The organism is Actinomadura sp. 7K534 (assembly GCF_004348575.1).
Taxonomy (GTDB): domain Bacteria; phylum Actinomycetota; class Actinomycetes; order Streptosporangiales; family Streptosporangiaceae; genus Spirillospora; species Spirillospora livida.
Genome location: NZ_SMKB01000015.1, coordinates 22,528 through 39,350, shown reverse-complemented (window position 1 = coordinate 39,350; position 16,823 = coordinate 22,528). Strand labels below are relative to the sequence as shown.

Below are 16,823 nucleotides of genomic sequence, written 5' to 3'. Positions count from 1 at the left end.
CCGCACCGTTCGCCGCTGCCTATTCTTGTGGTCATGACTGCGCAGCCCCCGGAGCCCGTCCAGAACCCAGCGCCGTCCGGGGAGCTCCGCGCCTCCCACGACGACAGGGAGGCGACGGTGGAGCGGCTGCGCGACGCGGCGGCAGAGGGACGGCTCGACCTCGACGAGCTGGACGCCCGCCTGGAGGGGGCGCTGAAGGCCAAGACCTACGCCGACCTGGCCGCGCTGACCGCCGACCTGCCGGCCCCGGCCGCGGCGAAGAGCGAGCCGCCCCTCGTGCTCAAGAGCGGCATGTCCGGCGCCTCCCGGGGACCGGGCCGCTGGGAGGTGCCCCACCACATCATCGCCCACGGGGGCGTGGCGGGCGTGAAGATCGACTTCTCTCGCGCCGAGTGCCGCCACGCGGAGGTCCTCGTGGTGGCCTACGGGGAGGCGGCGGGCTTCACGATCGTGATCCCCGACGGCTGGGCCGCCGACGTCACCGGCGTGGACCCCGGCATCGGCGGCTTCACGGACAAGACCACCCCCGACCGCCTCCCGGGGACCCCGCTGATCCGCCTTACCGGCTCCGGCGGCATGGCGGGCGTCGTGATCCGCCACCCCAACCGCTGGGAACGCCGCAAACTCCAACGCAACCCGAGCTAGCGCCGGCCCCGACCGCATCTCCTGGACGTGCTCATGGAGGAAGCCGGCGGTCCGCGGGCCGGACAGGTCGTCGACGACGATGTTCATCCCGCTCCTCCGGAGCCGTGCGAACCTTGAACCAGCATCACTTGCTGAGCGAAGACGATCACCGGCAGGCCCGACGGCACAGTCTCCCTCACCCACTGAGGAACCATGATCACCCCGCATGCCTTCCCTCTGGAACCCGCGCCGATCCATGTGCCCGACGAAGTCCTCGATGACCTGCGTGCCCGGCTCGCATCAACCCGGCCGCCGCTGGACGAGGGGGTGCCGGACTGGTCCTACGGCGTCCCGGAGGGCTATCTCCGCGAGCTGGTCGCCTACTGGCGGGACGGCTACGACTGGCGTGAGGCCGAGGCCGCCATCAACGCCCACGAGCACTACCAGGTGAGCGTCGCCGGCGTCCCGGTGCACTTCATGCGCAAGCCCGGCCGCGGGCCCTGCCCGATCCCGCTGATACTCACCCACGGCTGGCCGTGGACGTTCTGGCACTGGTCGAAGGTGATCGGCCCGCTCGCCGACCCGGCGGCGTCCGGCGGTGACCCCGCCGACGCGTTCGACGTCATCGTGCCGTCCCTGCCCGGCTTCGGTTTCCCCGGCCCGCTCACCGGCTTCCCGGACGTCAACTTCTGGAAGGTCGCCGATCTCTGGCACACCCTGATGACCGAGACCCTGGGATACGGGAAGTACGCCGCCGGGGGCTGCGACATCGGCGGGCTCGTCTCCAGCCAGCTCGGCCACAAGTACGCCGACGCGCTGTACGGCATCCACATCGGTTCCGGGCTGCCGCTCGACTTCTTCAGCGGCCCCCGGGCCTGGGACTTCGCCCGGAACCGGCCCCTCACCGACGACCAGCCCGCCGACGTCCGCGCTCGTATCGTCGAGCTGGACCACCGCTGGGCGTCCCACCTCGCCGTGCACATGCTCGACGGCGCCACCCTGGCCCACGGGCTGAGCGACTCGCCCGCCGGACTGCTCGCCTGGCTGCTGAAGCGCTGGCACGCCTGGAGCGACAACGGCGGCGACGTCGAGTCCGTCTTCACCAGGGACGACCTGCTCACCCACGCCACGATCTACTGGGTGAACAACTCCATCGCCACGTCGGTGCGCTACTACGCCAACGCCAACCGCCACCCCTGGACCCCCGCCCACGACCGCACCCCGGTGGTGCAGGCCCCGGTCGGCCTCACCTTCGTCACGTACGAGAACCCGCCCGGCATCCACACGGCTGACGAGCGCGTCCGGGCCTTCGAGACCGGCCCGCTGGCCGGCTGGTTCAACCACGTCAACGTCAACGCCCATGACCGAGGGGGCCACTTCATTCCCTGGGAGAACCCCGGCGCCTGGGTGGGCGACCTGCGCCGCACCTTCCGCGGCCGCAGGCCCTGAACGAGCTCCGTGCGGCCGGCGGCCGGGCGGAGCGGCGGTGGAGAACCGTTGGCGGCCTGCTTACCCCGCCTTGCCCGCCGGGGGGAATGCCTTCCTCGTGGGGGAGTGGTTCACACGGGAGATCGCGGACGCCGGGCGGCTCCGGCTGTTCTGCTTCCTGGTCGCGTTCATCGCCGGGTTCCTGTTCATCCGGTTCAGCGTGCGGATGATCCGGCGGCAGGTGCGGTGGTGGCCGGGGAACGTCACGCCGGGCGGGCAGCACATCCATCACGCGGTGTTCGGCCTCGTGTTCATGTGCGTGGGCGGCGTCGGCGGGCTGACCGTCGACGACGGCTCGTCCGGGCTGGCGGCGGCCGCCGCGGCGCTGTTCGGGCTCGGCGCCGCCCTCGTGCTGGACGAGTTCGCGCTCGTGTTCTACCTGCGGGACGTGTACTGGAGTGAGAAGGGCCGACTGTCGGTCGAGGTCGTGTTCATCACCGTCGCCCTGTGCGGGCTGCTGCTGCTCGGGCTGCACCCGGTCGGCCTGGACGACGCGGCTGGAGACGGCCTGTGGGGCATCGCCCTCGCCCTCCTGTTCAACGTGGCCGTCGCCGTGATCGCCCTGCTCAAGGGCAAGATCTGGACCGGCGTCCTCGGGCTCTTCATCGGGGTGGTCGCGCTGGTCGGCGCGGTGCGGCTCGCGCGCCCGGACTCGCCCTGGGCGCGGCGCCGGTACGCGCCGGGCTCCCGGAAGGAGCGGTGGGCGCGCAACCGCGAGCGCCGGTACCGGCGGCCCGTGCAGCGGCTCGGCGACCGGCTGAGCGACCTCGTCGCCGGCCGCCCGTCCGCAAAGTAGGTTCGTCGCCGTACTGACTTCGCGCGAACCGGACGCCGAGCGCGGGCGTCTCACCGTTGGGTGGCCGTGGACGTCGGGGGACCACGGCCACCCGCCATCAGTAGGGGGCCATCAGTACGGGGCCATCAGTACGGGGCCATCAGTACGGGGCCATCAGTACGGGGCCATCAGTACGGGGCCATCAGTACGGGGCCATCAGTACGGGGCCATCAGTACGGGGCCATCAGTACGGGGCCATCAGTACGGGGCCATCAGTAGGGGGACGGCCCGCCGAACATCTCGCTGAGCCGCGGCGCGAGGTCGAAATCCCCGCGCAGCTCCAGGCGGCCGTCCATGAGAAGCGACGCCGGATTCGCGTCTCCGGCCAGCATCCGCAGGAAGTCCGCCGCAGCCACAATGAGCGTGAGCGACGGATCCTTCGCAGGCCCCTGCCGAGCGCGGGCGCGGGTCTTCCCCATGGCCAGCGTCCAGACGGCCTCCCTACCCGCACTGCTCAGGCGGAACTCCAGCTCACCGGTGAACCCGCCGGACGCGGACGGGTCGTAGGCGCGGGCCATCCCGGCGAAGAACACGCGTTGCGCCGCCGGGCCGAACCGCCGTTCGATCTGCGCGTCGGAACGGCCGTGCACGAGCTTGTAGAAGCCCTGCCGGAACCTTCTGCGGCCCGCCGCGCGGACGTCGTCGACCGGCCGCCGGCCACGGGACGCGCGATGCGCGCGGGCGACCTCCGCGTCCTCGTCGATGCGGTAGCCGGGCGGGCTCGTCCGGGCCGGTTTCCGGCGCGCGAGAGCGGCCTCGATGGCCGGGGCCAGCCGCTCCGCCTTGGCTGCCTCCCGCTCCTCCCGTCCCTCGGTGAAATGCGGGAGCACGGCCTTCCCGAACAACTCCAGGCTCTCGCAGATGTGCTCGTGCTCGTTCGGGCCCGACTGCAGCACGAAGGAGACCTGGTCGACGCCGACCGACTCGTAACGCCGGACGAGGTCGACGACCTGCTCGGGCGTCCCCACCGCGCCGCGCAGCGAGCCGACGTTGACATTGAGGGTCCCGGCGTTGGCGATGATCTGCTCCCGGGACAGACCGCGCGAGGCGCGCCGCTCCAGGAACTCCTGCCACACGTCCGTGCGCCCCGGATCGTGCGGCGTGGTCCCGTAGTAATGCGCGAGGGCGAACGCGAAGAAATGCGCCCCGTCGATGCCGCGCTCGATCGCGGTGGCCTCGTCCTCGTGCAGCATCATCGGCAGGACGACGGTCACGTTCGGGTTCACCGCGAACCCCGCCGGGACGCATTCGTCCGACTCGATGATGCGGTAGTACTCGTCCACCCACTTACCCGCGTCCTCGGGCTCCACGAAGGAGAACGAAAGGGCGCCGATCCCGTTCCGCGCGGCGAACTGGATCGTCTCCCGGCGCGAGCACGCCACCCAGAGCGGCGGGTGGGGTTTCTGGACGGTCTTCGGCAGCACGTTCCGCGGCGGCATCCGGATGTCGGGCGAGTTCCACCCGGCGAACGGCTCCTCCACGAACATCCTGGTGATGGCGTCGATCGCGTCCTGCCACTGCGCCCGCTTGTCGGTGCGCCGCACCCCGAACCCGCCGAGCTCCGCGCTGGAACTGGCCTCCCCCGTCCCGAAGTCGACGCGCCCGTTGGACACGAGGTCGAGCGTCGCGATCCGCTCGGCGATCCGCGCGGGATGGTTCACGGCGGGCGGCAACTGCACGATGCCGTGCCCGAGCCGAATCCGCTTGGTCCGCTGCGAAGCGGCCCCGAGGAACACCTCCGGCGCCGAAGAATGCGAGTACTCCTCCAGGAAGTGGTGCTCGACCTCCCACACATAGTCGAACCCCACCCGATCGGCGATCTCCACCTGGTCGAGCGCGTCCTGATAGAGCTTGAGCTCCTGCCCATCACTCCAGGGCCGCGGCAACTGGTGCTCGTAGAAGAGCCCGAACCTGATCTCGACCACCTCCTGGATCGGGGGCGGGCGGCGCCGTCTAGCGTCGCCCGGTCGCCCTGCGAGTCAGCCTCGCCCCGATTGGACGTCCCGTCAACAACGAGCAAGCGTTCGCTTGACGGGGTCCCGCGGGGGCGGCACCGTGGTGCGGGTGGGACGGCGGAGGTGGGCATGGGGCTGCTGGACGGGCTGCGGGTTCTCGATCTGACGATGTGGCGGCCCGGGCCGTACGCGACGCAGCTGCTCGCCCAGCTCGGGGCGGACGTGATCAAGGTCGAGCCGCCCCGCGGGGAGCCGATGCGGATGTTCCGGAGCCATTTCGACGTCCTCAACCGGCACAAGCGCAGCATGGTGCTCGACCTCAAGTCCGAGGACGGGCTTGCGCGGTGCCTGGAGCTCGCCGAGGGAGCAGAGGTGTTCGTTGAGGGGTTCCGGCCGGGCGTCGCCGACCGGCTCGGCGTGGGGTACGGGGCGCTGCGCGAACTCAACCCCGCGCTCGTCTACTGCTCGATCTCCGGCTACGGCGCCGATGGGCCGTTGTCGGACGTTCCCGGGCACGACATCAACTACCGCGCGTACGCGAGTGCGCTGCCGCCGGACGCCGTGTCGCCGGAGGCCGACGAGCTTCCGGTGGCGGACATGGCCGCCGCGACGATGGCCGCCTTCGCGATCACCGCGGCCTGCCTGAAGGCGCGGGCCACCGGGGCCGGCGACCGGATCGACCTCGGGATGGCGGACGTCCTCGCGCACTGGGTCGGCACCGTCCCGGAGGCGACGCAGCGGTCGGGGGCGGGGCCCGTCCCCGGCTACGGCGTCTACCCGACGAAGGACGGCCAGAAGATCACGCTCGGGGTCGTCTCCGAAGACCGGCTCTGGAAGGCGGCGTGCCACGCCCTCGGGATCGGCGAGCACGCGGACGTCCCCTTCATCGAGCGGCTGAGCAGGATCGGGGAGCTGGACGGGGCCGTGACCGCGGCGGTGGCGAAGCTCACCCGGGCGGAGGCCGTCGAGCTGCTGACCGCGGCCGGTGCGCCGGTCGCGCCCGTGCTGTCGCACGCCGAGATGCTGGGACTCGACCACTTCCGGCGGCGTGCGGTGCAGGAGGAGGGGCCGGTGCGGACGACCGTCCACCCGCCGCTGGCCGAAGGCCCCGTCGCCGAGCCGGACGAGCATCGCGGGCAGACCTGGCGGAGCCGCACGGCCTGAAATTCAGGTGGATATGTCCGACCCGTTTGGCATGCTGGGGACGTGAGCCCACGTGCGATGAGTCCCGTCCTGGTCGGCAGATCCGCCGAGCTGGCGGAACTGGAGGACGCGCTCGCCGCCGCACCCGGGGCCGTGCTCATCGGCGGTGACGCCGGTGTCGGCAAGACCCGGCTGATCCGCGAGTACGCCCGGTCCGTGGACGGCCGCGCGCGGGTGCTCGCCGGCGGCTGCCTGGAACTCGGCTCCGACGGCCTGCCGTTCGCGCCGTTCACGACCGTCCTGCGCGACCTCGTCCGCGACATCGGCACCGACGGGGTCGCCGGGCTCGTGCCGCGCGGCGACACCGGCGGCCTCGCCCGGCTGCTGCCCGAGTTCGGGGAGCCGGAGAGCGACGCCGCGTCCGGGGAGGAGCGCGCGCGGCTGTTCGAGGTCATGCTCACGCTGCTGGAGCGGCTGGCCGAGCGCGGCCCGGTCGTGCTGGTCGTCGAGGACGCGCACTGGGCCGACCGCTCCACCCGCGACCTGCTGGCCTTCCTGATCCGCAACCTCGGCACCGCGCCGATCCTGATCGTGGTGACGTACCGGTCGGACGAGCTGCACCGCAGCCATCCGCTGCGCCCGCTGCTCGCCGGGCTGGAGCGGGTCGACCGGGTCCGGCGCGCGGAGATCGCGCCGCTGACCCGCGCGGACATCGCCGCGCTCGTGACCGAGCTGCTCGGCGGGACGCCGCCGCACGGCCTGGTCGACCGGATCGCCGTGCGCAGCGAGGGCAACCCGCTGTTCATCGAGGCGCTGCTCGACGACGACGGCACGCTGGCGAGCGAGCTGCCCGAGTCGCTGCGCGACCTGCTGCTCGCCGGGGTGCAGCGGCTCCCGGACGAGACGCAGGACGTGCTGCGCGACGCGAGCGGCGGCGGCACGCGCATCGAGCACGCGCTGCTGTCGGCGGTCACCGGCCTCGGCGACGGCGGGCTGACCCGCGCGCTGCGTCCCGCCGTCGCCGCGAACGTCCTCGTCGTGGACGGTGACGGCTACGCGTTCCGGCACGCGCTGATCCGCGAGGTCATCCACGACGACCTGCTGCCGGGCGAGCACACGCGGCTCCACCGCCGCTACGCCGAGGCGCTGGAGAGCGACCCGGGGCTCGTTCCGTCCGGGCGGCTATGGGTCGAGCTGAGCCACCACTGGAAGTCCGCCCACGACAGCACGTGGGCGCTTGCCGCGTCGTGGCGGGCCGCCGCCGACGCGCGCAAAGCCCTCGCCTACGCCGAATGCCTGGCGATGCTGTCGCGGGTCCTCGAACTGTGGGACCGGGTCCCGGACGCGGCCGAACGCATCGGCGCCGACCACGTCACCGTCCTGGAGCAGGCCGCGGCCGCCGCGGACGAGGCGGGCGAGTACGACCGCGGCATCAAGCTCGTCACCGCCGCGCTGCGCGAGGTCGAGGCCGTTCAGGAGCGGGGCGGCGGCCACGATCCCGCCCGCGTGGCGATGCTGCTCGAACTGCGCGGGCGCATGCGGTACCAGATGGCGCGCCCGGGCTTCGTCGAGGACCTGCGGTCCGCCGTGGCGATGCTGCCGGCCGACCCGCCGACGGCGCTGCGCGCGCGGGCGCTGTCCACGCTGGGGAACTACGTCCGCCTCACCCCCGAGATCGACGAGGCGCGCAACGCGGCGGCCGAGGCGCTCGCGGTCGCCCGCGCGCTCGGCGACCCGGTCACCGAGGCCGAGGCGCTGATCACTCAGTTCTGCGCCGACGTCGACTACCTCGGCGAAGAGTACCTCGCCGAGATCGACCGGACGGCGATGAGCACCGGCGACCAGCGGGTCCTGCTGCGCTTCCACGTGATCAAGTCGCATTTCCTGGAGGGCGCGGGACGGCACGAGGAGGCCGCCGCGGTCGCCGGGCGCGGCATCGAGCTCGCCCGCGAGTACGGCGTGGCCCGCACGCAGGGGACGTCCCTGTCCATCAACACGGCCGAGCCGCTGGTCTCGCTCGGCCGGTGGGACGAGGCGACCGCCGTGCTGAACCAGGCGATGGAGCAGGAGCCGGCCGTGACGACGAGGACGTCGCTGCTCGTCCTGTCCGGCTGGCTCGCGCTGGCGCGCGGCGACCTGCCCACCGCGCGGAAGCGGCTGGCGGGCTCCCGCGAGATCATGAACCTCAAGATGAAGTGGCTGAAGACCCAGGACTACTTCACCACCCTCTGGCTGGAGGCCAACGTCGCGCTTGCGGAAGGACGCCCCGAGGCGGGGCTGGACGCGGTCCGTCCCGTCCTCGACCACGCCGGCCTTCCCGACGACGCCCGCTACGCGTGGCCCGCGCTGGTCACCGGCGCGTCGATCTGCGCGGAGCTCGGCGACGCCGCCGCCGACGACCTGCGGCGCATCGAGGAACGTGCCGCCGGGCTCAAGGTCCTCGGCCCGCTGCAGAAGGTGCACCGGCTGACGTTCGCCGCCGAGGCCGCCCGCGCCCGCGGCGTCCTCGACTTCGCCGCGTGGGAGGAGGCCGCGGCGGCGTGGGAGGCGCTCGGCAACCCGTACCGCCGGGCGTGCGCGCTGCTCAACGCCGCGCGGGCCGCGCTGGCGGACGGCGACCACGACGCGGCGGCGGCCCGGCTGCGCACCGCGGCGGAGCTGGCGGACGGCCTCGGCGCCGTCCCGCTCGGCGAACGCGTCGCCGACCTGCTGCGCCGCACCCGCTCGGCCCGCGGCGGCGAGTCCGCGGCGCCGCTGGGGCTGACGCCGCGCGAGTACGAGGTGCTGCGCCTGGTCGCGGAGGGCCGCAGCAACCGCGACATCGCCGAGGCGCTGTTCATCTCGGTGAAGACCGCCAGCGTGCACGTGTCCAACATCCTCGGGAAGCTGGACGTGGCCAACCGCGGCGAGGCCGCGGCTACCGCGCACCGCCTGTCGCTGTTCGCGGTCCCGGCCGAGCGGAACGGCACCCCGGTCGGCTGATCGGCCGGCTGATTCGGTGGCGGGGATCTCCCCTCCGCAGGACCCCCGCCCCCGAACCGTCGGACCACACGGGAACTTCGTGGCCGGCCTTCGCGGTGACGTCCCGCGGAAGCAGGCGGTGCTCCGCCGCCCGGAGAGGCGGCCCGTCATCGTTCCGGCCACTGCACAGTTTCGCGGTCGGGGGGCCGTGCGGCGTGGGACGACATACCGTTCGCGGCGCTGGAAAAAAGCGACGGGGACGGGTCACGTTCCGTGACCCGTCCCCGTTCCCGCCGTCGCGGCCGTGCCCGCGGGCGCGTCAGCGCGGCACGCGGGCGACGCAGAACACCGTCTGCCCGAACGGCGGCTTGACCACGCGCTCGATGGTGCGGGTGAGCGGCACGACCGTCCGGTCGTAGATCTTGACGAGCTTCGGGTCGGGGTAGCCGGCGCCGCCGCGGCGGACCGCGAACCACCAGGCGATCCCGCCGAGGAAGTTGATCGGCTTGAGCACCTCGGGGACGAGGCCCGCCGCGCGGACCGACGCCTCCAGCGTCTTCGGCGTGTAGCGGGTGACGTGCCCGACCTTGCGGTCGAAGTCCCCGTAGAGCTGCATGTAGCCGGGCACCCAGATGACGATCCGGCCGCCGGGCTCGGTGACGGCGGCGAGGTCGCGCAGCGCCTGGACGTCGTCCTTGATGTGCTCCAGGACGTTCATCATCACGACGGTGTCGACCTTCCGCCGGATCGCGATGTCCGCGGGCAGCGCCAGGTCGATGACCTCGACGTCCTCGCTGCCGTCGTAGCGCTTGCGCAGCTCGCCGACGCAGTACGGGTCGTTGTCGCTGACGACGAGGTAGTCGAGGCGCCCGGCGAACTGCTCGGAGAAGTGCCCGAGACCCGAGCCGACCTCCAGCATGGACCGCCCGACGTGCGGCGCGACGGTCTCGTACTCGTACTTGCGGTAGTTGCGGGCCTCGTCCCCGCCGAGGTGGTTCTCCAGCGCGCCCTCCCCGGCGGCGGGCTGGACGACGTCCCCGTCCGCGCCTCCCCCCGGCGGCGGCGCGGCGCCGGCGCTCTTCGGCCTGCTGCCGACGAGGTTGAGGAGGGTTCCTGCGATGGACTTCTTCTGACCAGGTGAATGCATTACTTCCCGCTCGCTGGGTGCGTGGGCGCTCGGATTCTCGCTCGCCGGATCGAATGACCTGATCCGCTCGGACGGTCCGATCTCTGGCGCGAAGCCGGGCCAGTCTACCCAGGCGCGGGCGGCCGACGCCCCGCGGTGACCGCGCGCCGCGCGCCGCACGGCGCGCGCGGGCCCGTCCGCCCTGGTCAACCGCCCTGGTCAACCGCCCTGGTCAACCGCCCTGGTCGGCCGCCCGGCCCGGCAGCCCGGTCAGCCGATGGTGCGGTGGACGTCCTCCTTCTCGCTCGCGCCCGGCTCGGACGGCGCGATCCACGGCCCGGGGATGGACGGGTCGAGCACGCCCTCCTCCACCCAGGCGAAGTCGCCCTTGAGGACGGCGCGGGCCAGTTTCGCGTCCATCGCGTCGGTGTTGCGCCACAGCCCGTCGAACAGCTCCTCGACCCGGACGCGCGACTGCCGGCAGAACGCGTCCGCGAGCAGCACGGCCGACTTGCCGGGCGCCGTGGCGGGACCCTCGCCGCCCGCCCCGGCGCTCGCGAGCGGGCCGTCCGCGGACGAGTCGGCCTGCGCGCGGACGCACACCGCGCTCATCGCGTACAGCTCGGCGCCGATGTCGACCATCCGGGCGAGGAAGCCCTGCTTGCGCTCCAGCCCGCCCTGCCAGCGTCCCGACGCGTAGAAGATCGACCGGGCCAGCTTGCGGGACGACCGCTCGACGAACCGCAGGTGCCGCGCCAGCGCCCCGAACTCGGCGTACGACTTCGGGCGCTGCCCGGCCCCGGTGACCAGCGTCGGCAGCCAGCGCGCGTAGAACCCGCCCGCCTTCGCCGCCGCCCGCGCCTTCTTCCCCGCGGACGCCTCCGGGTCGATGATGTCGCCGGCGACCGACAGGTGCGCGTCCACCGCCTCCCGGGCGATCAGCAGGTGCATGATCTCGGTGGAGCCCTCGAAGATCCGGTTGATCCGCAGGTCGCGGTACAACTGTTCGGCGGGCACCCCGCGCTCGCCGCGCGCCGCGAGCGACTCGGCCGTCTCGTAGCCGCGGCCGCCGCGCAGCTGGATCAGCTCGTCGGCGGCGCGGCACGCCATCTCCGACGACCACAGCTTCGCCAGCGCCGCCTCGATCCGGATGTCGTTGCGCTCGTCGTCGGCGAGCTGGCTGGACAGGTCGAGCATCGCCTCCATCGCGTACGCGGTCGCCGCGATGAACGCGATCTTGCGGGAGACGGCCTCGTGCTCGCCGACCGGCCGGCCCCACTGCACCCGCTCCCGGGACCACTCCCGCGCGATCTTGGCGGCCCACTTGCCGCTCGCCGCGCAGATCGCGGGCAGCGAGAGCCGCCCGGTGTTGAGCGTGGTCAGCGCGACCTTGAGGCCCGCGCCCTCCTCGCCGACCAGGTTCGCCTTGGGGACGCGGACGTCGTGGAACCGGGTGACGCCGTTCTCGATGCCGCGCAGCCCCATGAACGCGTTGCGGTTCTCTACGGTGATGCCGGGCGTGGCCATGTCCACGACGAACGCGGAGATGCCGCCGCGGTGCCCGTCCTGCTTCGGGACGCGCGCCATGACGACGACGAGGTCGGCGACGACGCCGTTGGTCGTCCACAGCTTGACGCCGTTGAGGACGTAGTCGTCGCCGTCGGGGACGGCGGTGGCGCGCAGCCGGGCCGGGTCGGAGCCGACGTCGGGCTCGGTGAGCAGGAACGCGCTGATCTGCCGGGCGCAGCGCGGCAGCCACTCGTCCTTCTGCTCCGGCGTCCCGAACATCTTGATCGGCTGCGGGACGCCGATGGACTGGTGCGCCGACAGCAGCGCGGCGAGCGCCGGGCTGACCGACCCGGCGATCATCAGCGCCCGCCCGTAGTAGAGCTGGCTGAGGCCGAGACCGCCGTACTTCTCGGGGATCTTCATGCCGAGCGCGCCGAGTTCGCGCAGGCCCGCGATGACGTCGTCCGGGATCCGCGCCTCCCGCTCGATCAGCGCCGGGTCGATCTTCGTGGCGCAGAACTCGGTGAGCCGCGCGAGGAACTCCTCGCCCTTGCCGCGGGCCTCGTCGTCCGGCCGCGGATGCGGGTGGACGAGGTCGAGGCGGAAGTCCCCGAGGAAGAGCTGCTTGCCGAAGCTCGGCAGCCGCCACTCGGTCTCCCGCGCCTCCTCGGCGACCTTCCGGGCGGTCCGCTCGTCCACGTGCGCGGGCCGGTCGGCGCGCGAGGGTCTGGTCTGGCTCATGCGTCCTCCTCGGGCGGGTCCTCGGATGCGCCATGGCTCCGCCCCGAAGGTACGCCCCGGTCGTACTTCTGAGTAGTCCCGTACATGTGAGCGCCCATTCCCCAGGCGGTATCGGGAAACCCTCCGCACGCGCACGTCAGGAGTGATCCAATGGGACGACCGTCGCCGAGGCCTTGACCGAACCAGGCCAGAGGGGTTCGCTGTGGGTAATGGATGAGACACGCAAACCCACACTCATCGCATCGGTGCAGCGCGCCCTGCGGCTCATGGAAGTGGTCGCGTCACATCCGAGCGGCGCGCCCGCCAAGCAGCTCGCGCGGGAGGCGAGGCTGCCCCTCGCCACCACCTACCACCTGCTGCGCACCCTCGCGCACGAGGGCTACGCGACGCGCCTGCCGGACGGCGTCTGGGTGCTGGGCGAGCGGGTCGAGGCGCTGCACGGGCAGAGCAGGGCGCAGCAGCTGCTGGCCCGCATCCGCCCCACCCTGATGGACCTGCGGGACGACCTGGGCGTCGCGGCGTACTTCAGCATGCACATGGACGACGAGATCCGCCTGATCGACATCGCCGACGGCCCGCGCGCCCCGCGCGTCGACGTCTGGGTCGGCTTCGAGGACGCCGCGCACGCCACCGCGATCGGCAAGTGCGTGCTCAGCCAGTTCGACGAGGAGCGCCGCCGCGACTACCTGGCGCGGCACCCGCTCGTCGACCTGACCCCGCACACCATCACCGACCCGGGCCGGCTGTTCCGGTCCCTCGGATCGCCGGGCGGCCTGCAGTACGACTGCGAGGAGTACGCCCTCGGCACCGCCTGCGCAGCCGTCCCGGTCACCGACGCCACCGGCACCATCGTCGGCGCCCTCGCGATCTCCTGCCGCCCCGCCAAGCTCGCCAGGGTCGAGCGCTCCGCCCACCGGATGCGCGCGACCGCCGACGAGATCCAGCGCACGCTCACGCTGACCCCCTGAAAATTGTGCCAGTGGACACTGGCATCATCGTGGCCGCTGCCGCATAGTGCTCGCATGAGGCTTCGATCTGCTCTGGCGGCGATCGCGGGCGCCGCCCTGCTGGCCCTTCCCGTGACCGCGCACGCGGCCGGGAAAGACGTGCACACCGTGCCCCTCCCGTTCCTTTGGCCGCGGACCGAACTGAAGGACGTCGCCTCGGACGGCGCCGGCGGCGCGTGGATCGCCGGCAGGCAGGGCGTCGTCTGCGTGGTGTGGGTCGACCGCTGCGCCCTGTTCAGCGCGGGCAACCCGGTCGTCCGGCGCTGGACGGGCTCCTCCTGGCGGGAGTACCCGATCAACGGCTGGAAGGGCAACGGCCCCATCGAACAGGTGACGTCCGGCGCGGGACGGACGTGGATAGCGGGTGAGGCCGCGGACAACGGCTATATCCCCTTCTTGGCCGAGTTCGACGGCTCGTCCTTCCAGCGGGTCGAGACTCCCTCTTCCGCGTCCGTGGAGATGCTCAGCACGGGCCCGGCCGGTACGTGGATCGCCCAGGCGGACGATCCCAACCAGGGTGCGCCGCGTCTGTACCGGCGGGACGGGGCCGCCTGGCAGGCCTTCGACCTCCCCGGCGGGGACGCTTATATCAGCGACGTCCAGGGCATCGCCCCGGACGACGCGTGGGCGGTCGGGGCGAGGCAGGCCGAGGACCCGTTCACCTACCACCCCGCCGTGGCGCGCTTCGACGGCACGTCCTGGACGTGGACGACCCCGCCGGACATCGGAGCGCAATACCCGGGCATCACCAAGGTCGTTCCGCTGGGGCCGGACGACGTGTGGGCCTCCGGAAGGGGCCGGTTCGCGCATTGGGACGGCACCTCCTGGACGGTGATCGACGGGCCGCTGAGCGGGAACCCGGACAGGCAGCTCCTCGGCTTCGCCGTAGACGGCGCGGGAACCGTGTGGGCGGCGATGCATCCGAGCACCGCGGCGGGGAACCTCTACCGCCGCACCGGCGGCACCTGGGAGTCCGTCGCCGTCCCGGCCGGAGTGACGCTGGGCGGCGTCGCCGTGACCGGTGCGTCCACGATGTGGGGCGTGGGACGCGCGAACGACGCACCGGTGGCGGTCAGCGACTTCTAGGAGATGCGGCGGCGCGTCCAGTAGAAGCAGAACCCCGTCAGCCCCAGGGTGAGGACGGCGAACAGCCCCGTCTCGGCCCACTGGAGCGGCCAGAAGCGATCGGCCGGGTGGTAGACCACGTACTGCTTGTAGCCCTGCTGCGCGAACGCGTCGAAGCATTCCTGCGCCGGTCCGGGGGGCGCGTCCGAGCCCGGCTCGGGTCCCGGCGGTGCGCACGGGCCCGCGCCGATGGAGGCGGGCAGCTTGTCGACCCTGCGGCCCGACGCGTCGACGGTGTGGTTCTCCAGCGTCCAGGTCCCGGCCCCCGCCTGGGTCCGCACGGTCAGGCTGTCGTTGTGCAGCATCAGCGAGTCCAGGTTGCCGGACGTGATCGCGACGGTGCCGCGCTCCGGCGGGATGAGGTGCGGGCGGACCCACAGCGGCACCGCGACCTGGACGGCGGCGAACACCGCGAGCGTGATCGCCATGGCCGGCAGGGTGCGGCGGACGAGCACCCCGACGGTGACGCCGAGCGCGAAAGCGAACGCCGCGTAGCCGACCGGGGCGATGCCGTGCGCGTCGAACAGCAGCGGCATGATCCGCGAGGAGCGGGGCGCCGCGGCCGCGGCGAGCGGGTCGGACCACCGGTCCACGGCGAAGACGGCGATCCCCGCGGCCGCCATGGAGGCCAGCCCGACGAGGCCGAGCTTGACGGCCAGCCAGCGGGTGCGCGTCACGCTCTGGTTCCAGGCGAGGCGGTGCGTTCCCGCCTCGATCTCCCGGGCGATCAGGGGCGCGCCCCAGAAGACGCCGACGAGGCCCGGAAGGCCGACCACGATGGCGAGCAGCGCGCCGTAGAGGGCCTGGTGCTCGATGACGAACTGCCGGGCGAACTCCTCGCACGCGTTCTCGGTGGCGCAGGACGCGGTCCCGGCGGCGTACTCGTCCGCGAGGCCCGGCCCGGTGATCAACAGGGCGGCGCCGAGCACGGCGAGGCCGGCGAACACGACCGCGCCCTGGAGGCGGAACTGCCGGAGCGTCAGCCAGATCATCGGATCGCCTCCAGGCTCGGACGGGACGGGGAGGGTGCCATGTAGGCCAGGACGAGGTCTTCCAGCCCGATCTGGCCGACCGTCCAGGCGGGGTCGTGGATCGGCCCGTCCGTCCGGACGATGAGGGTGCTCTGCCGGTCGGTGTGGCTCTCGGACACGACCTCCTGGCCGGCGGGCAGGGTCGCCGGGTCGCGGCGCGGCCCGGTCAGCCGGTGGTGGGCGGCGAGCAGGTCGTCGACGTCCCCGGCCACCCGGACGCGGGACTCGACGAGCACGACCAGGTAGTCGCACGTCCGCTCCAGGTCCATGACCAGGTGGGAGGAGAGCACGACGCTGAGCGAGTGCTCGACCGCGGCCTCCATCAGGCCCTGCAGGAACTCGCGGCGGGCCAGCGGGTCGAGCGCGGCGACCGGTTCGTCCAGCACCAGTAACCGGGGGCGTTTCGCGATGCCGAGCGTGAGGGCCAGCTGGGCGCGCTGCCCGCCGGACAGCTTCCCGGCCTTGCGCGCGGGGTCCAGGCCGAGCCGCTCGATGCGGTCCCGGGCGAGGGCGTCGTCCCAGCCCGGGTTGAGCCGTGCGCCGAGCTTCAGGTGCTCGGCGACGGTCAGCCCGGCGTAGGTGGGCGTGTCCTGGGCGACGTACCCGACCTTGGCGAGCTGCTCCGGCCCGCTCGCGGGGCGTCCGCCCAGGACCCGGATGCTGCCCGCGGTCGGCGTGAGCTGGCCGACCGCCAGGTTCAGCAGCGTCGTCTTCCCGGCGCCGTTCGGCCCGACCAGGCCGACGACCCGTCCCGCCGGGAGGTCGAGGGTGCAGTCGGAGAGCGCCCAGCGCTTCCCGTATCTCTTGCCCAGGCCCTCGGCCTGCAGCGCGGTCATGCTATGTCCTCCTGTGCGGCGGACCGAAAGGTCGTCATGAACAGCGCCTCGATGCTCTCGTCGTCCAGCCCGGCGAGCCGTGCCTTGGCCAGCCAGCGCTGCAGGTCCTTGCGGAGCGGGCCGTGCGCGGCGAGCGAGTCGCCGGCCAGCGTCCGCGTCACGAACGTCCCGACGCCCGGACGCGGCGCGACGAGGCCCTCGTGCTCCAGCTCCCGGTACGCCTTGAGCACGGTGTTCGGGTTGATCGCGAGCTGCGCCACCACGTCCTTGACGGTGGGGAGCTGGTCGCCCACCCGCAGCAGGCCGAGCCGCAGCGCGTGCTTCACCTGCCGGACGAGCTGCATGTAGGGCGACACCCCGGACCCGGAGTCCAGATGGAACTCGATCACCGGCACCTCCATTTAACTAGGATGCTAGTACTTTAGGCATCTGGTACTCCCCG

13 protein-coding genes are annotated in these 16,823 nt (G+C 72.7%); 7 read left to right on the top strand and 6 right to left on the bottom strand.

The window, feature by feature from the left end:
• The first annotated feature begins 33 nt into the window (after positions 1 to 33).
• The 3 genes from E1266_RS05595 to E1266_RS05585 all read left to right on the top strand — a co-directional run bounded on the left by E1266_RS05595 (position 34) and on the right by E1266_RS05585 (position 2,908).
• Positions 34 to 645, top strand: coding sequence for a DUF1707 domain-containing protein (locus tag E1266_RS05595; protein WP_132044398.1), 612 nt, complete (start codon positions 34 to 36; stop codon positions 643 to 645).
• A 192-nt stretch (positions 646 to 837) separates the two neighbouring features.
• Entirely contained in the window at positions 838 to 2,073 is a 1,236-nt protein-coding gene (locus tag E1266_RS05590) for an epoxide hydrolase (protein ID WP_132044396.1), read from the top strand.
• Positions 2,074 to 2,170: 97 nt separating this feature from the next.
• Positions 2,171 to 2,908, top strand: coding sequence for a hypothetical protein (locus tag E1266_RS05585; protein WP_132044394.1), 738 nt, complete (start codon positions 2,171 to 2,173; stop codon positions 2,906 to 2,908).
• Positions 2,909 to 3,159: 251 nt separating this feature from the next.
• Here E1266_RS05585 and E1266_RS05580 read toward each other — a convergent pair whose 3' ends face one another.
• The gene (locus tag E1266_RS05580) at positions 3,160 to 4,872 is read right to left on the bottom strand and encodes an LLM class flavin-dependent oxidoreductase (protein WP_132044392.1); all 1,713 of its coding nucleotides are present in this window, start codon (positions 4,870 to 4,872) and stop codon (positions 3,160 to 3,162) included.
• Between the two features lie 159 nt (positions 4,873 to 5,031).
• On the opposite strand from E1266_RS05580, the gene E1266_RS05575 reads away from it, so the two are divergent.
• Positions 5,032 to 6,066, top strand: coding sequence for a CoA transferase (locus E1266_RS05575; protein WP_132044390.1), 1,035 nt, complete (start codon positions 5,032 to 5,034; stop codon positions 6,064 to 6,066).
• A gap of 42 nt (positions 6,067 to 6,108) precedes the next feature.
• Positions 6,109 to 9,027 (top strand): helix-turn-helix transcriptional regulator, encoded by a 2,919-nt coding sequence (locus E1266_RS39820; RefSeq protein WP_279436303.1) that lies wholly within the window; start codon positions 6,109 to 6,111, stop codon positions 9,025 to 9,027.
• A 298-nt stretch (positions 9,028 to 9,325) separates the two neighbouring features.
• On the opposite strand, the gene E1266_RS05565 is transcribed toward E1266_RS39820, so the two are convergent.
• Positions 9,326 to 10,153: a methyltransferase domain-containing protein gene (locus tag E1266_RS05565; RefSeq protein WP_132044388.1), complete on the bottom strand. Its 828-nt coding sequence runs from the start codon at positions 10,151 to 10,153 to the stop codon at positions 9,326 to 9,328.
• A 249-nt stretch (positions 10,154 to 10,402) separates the two neighbouring features.
• Positions 10,403 to 12,382, bottom strand: a complete 1,980-nt coding sequence (locus E1266_RS05560; protein WP_132044386.1) for an acyl-CoA dehydrogenase family protein — start codon at positions 12,380 to 12,382, stop codon at positions 10,403 to 10,405.
• Positions 12,383 to 12,591: 209 nt separating this feature from the next.
• On the opposite strand from E1266_RS05560, the gene E1266_RS05555 reads away from it, so the two are divergent.
• Both E1266_RS05555 and E1266_RS05550 read left to right on the top strand, forming a co-directional pair.
• Positions 12,592 to 13,350 (top strand): IclR family transcriptional regulator, encoded by a 759-nt coding sequence (locus E1266_RS05555; RefSeq protein ID WP_132044384.1) that lies wholly within the window; start codon positions 12,592 to 12,594, stop codon positions 13,348 to 13,350.
• Positions 13,351 to 13,404: 54 nt separating this feature from the next.
• Positions 13,405 to 14,475 (top strand): hypothetical protein, encoded by a 1,071-nt coding sequence (locus E1266_RS05550; RefSeq protein WP_132044382.1) that lies wholly within the window; start codon positions 13,405 to 13,407, stop codon positions 14,473 to 14,475.
• Here E1266_RS05550 and E1266_RS05545 read toward each other — a convergent pair.
• Genes E1266_RS05545 through E1266_RS05535 form a run of 3 tightly spaced genes read right to left on the bottom strand, consistent with a single transcriptional unit; the run spans position 14,472 to position 16,782 of the window.
• On the bottom strand, positions 14,472 to 15,506 hold the full coding sequence (locus E1266_RS05545; RefSeq protein WP_132044380.1) for an ABC transporter permease subunit: 1,035 nt from the start codon (positions 15,504 to 15,506) through the stop codon (positions 14,472 to 14,474). The two genes, E1266_RS05550 and E1266_RS05545, sit on opposite strands and share 4 nt — an antisense overlap.
• Positions 15,503 to 16,381, bottom strand: coding sequence for an ABC transporter ATP-binding protein (locus E1266_RS05540; RefSeq protein WP_132044378.1), 879 nt, complete (start codon positions 16,379 to 16,381; stop codon positions 15,503 to 15,505). The genes E1266_RS05545 and E1266_RS05540 overlap by 4 nt, the downstream gene beginning before the upstream one ends.
• Complete coding sequence (locus tag E1266_RS05535; RefSeq protein WP_132044376.1) at positions 16,378 to 16,782, bottom strand: GntR family transcriptional regulator; 405 nt, start codon at positions 16,780 to 16,782, stop codon at positions 16,378 to 16,380. Before E1266_RS05535 ends, E1266_RS05540 begins: the two co-directional genes overlap by 4 nt.
• Positions 16,783 to 16,823: the final 41 nt, after the last annotated feature.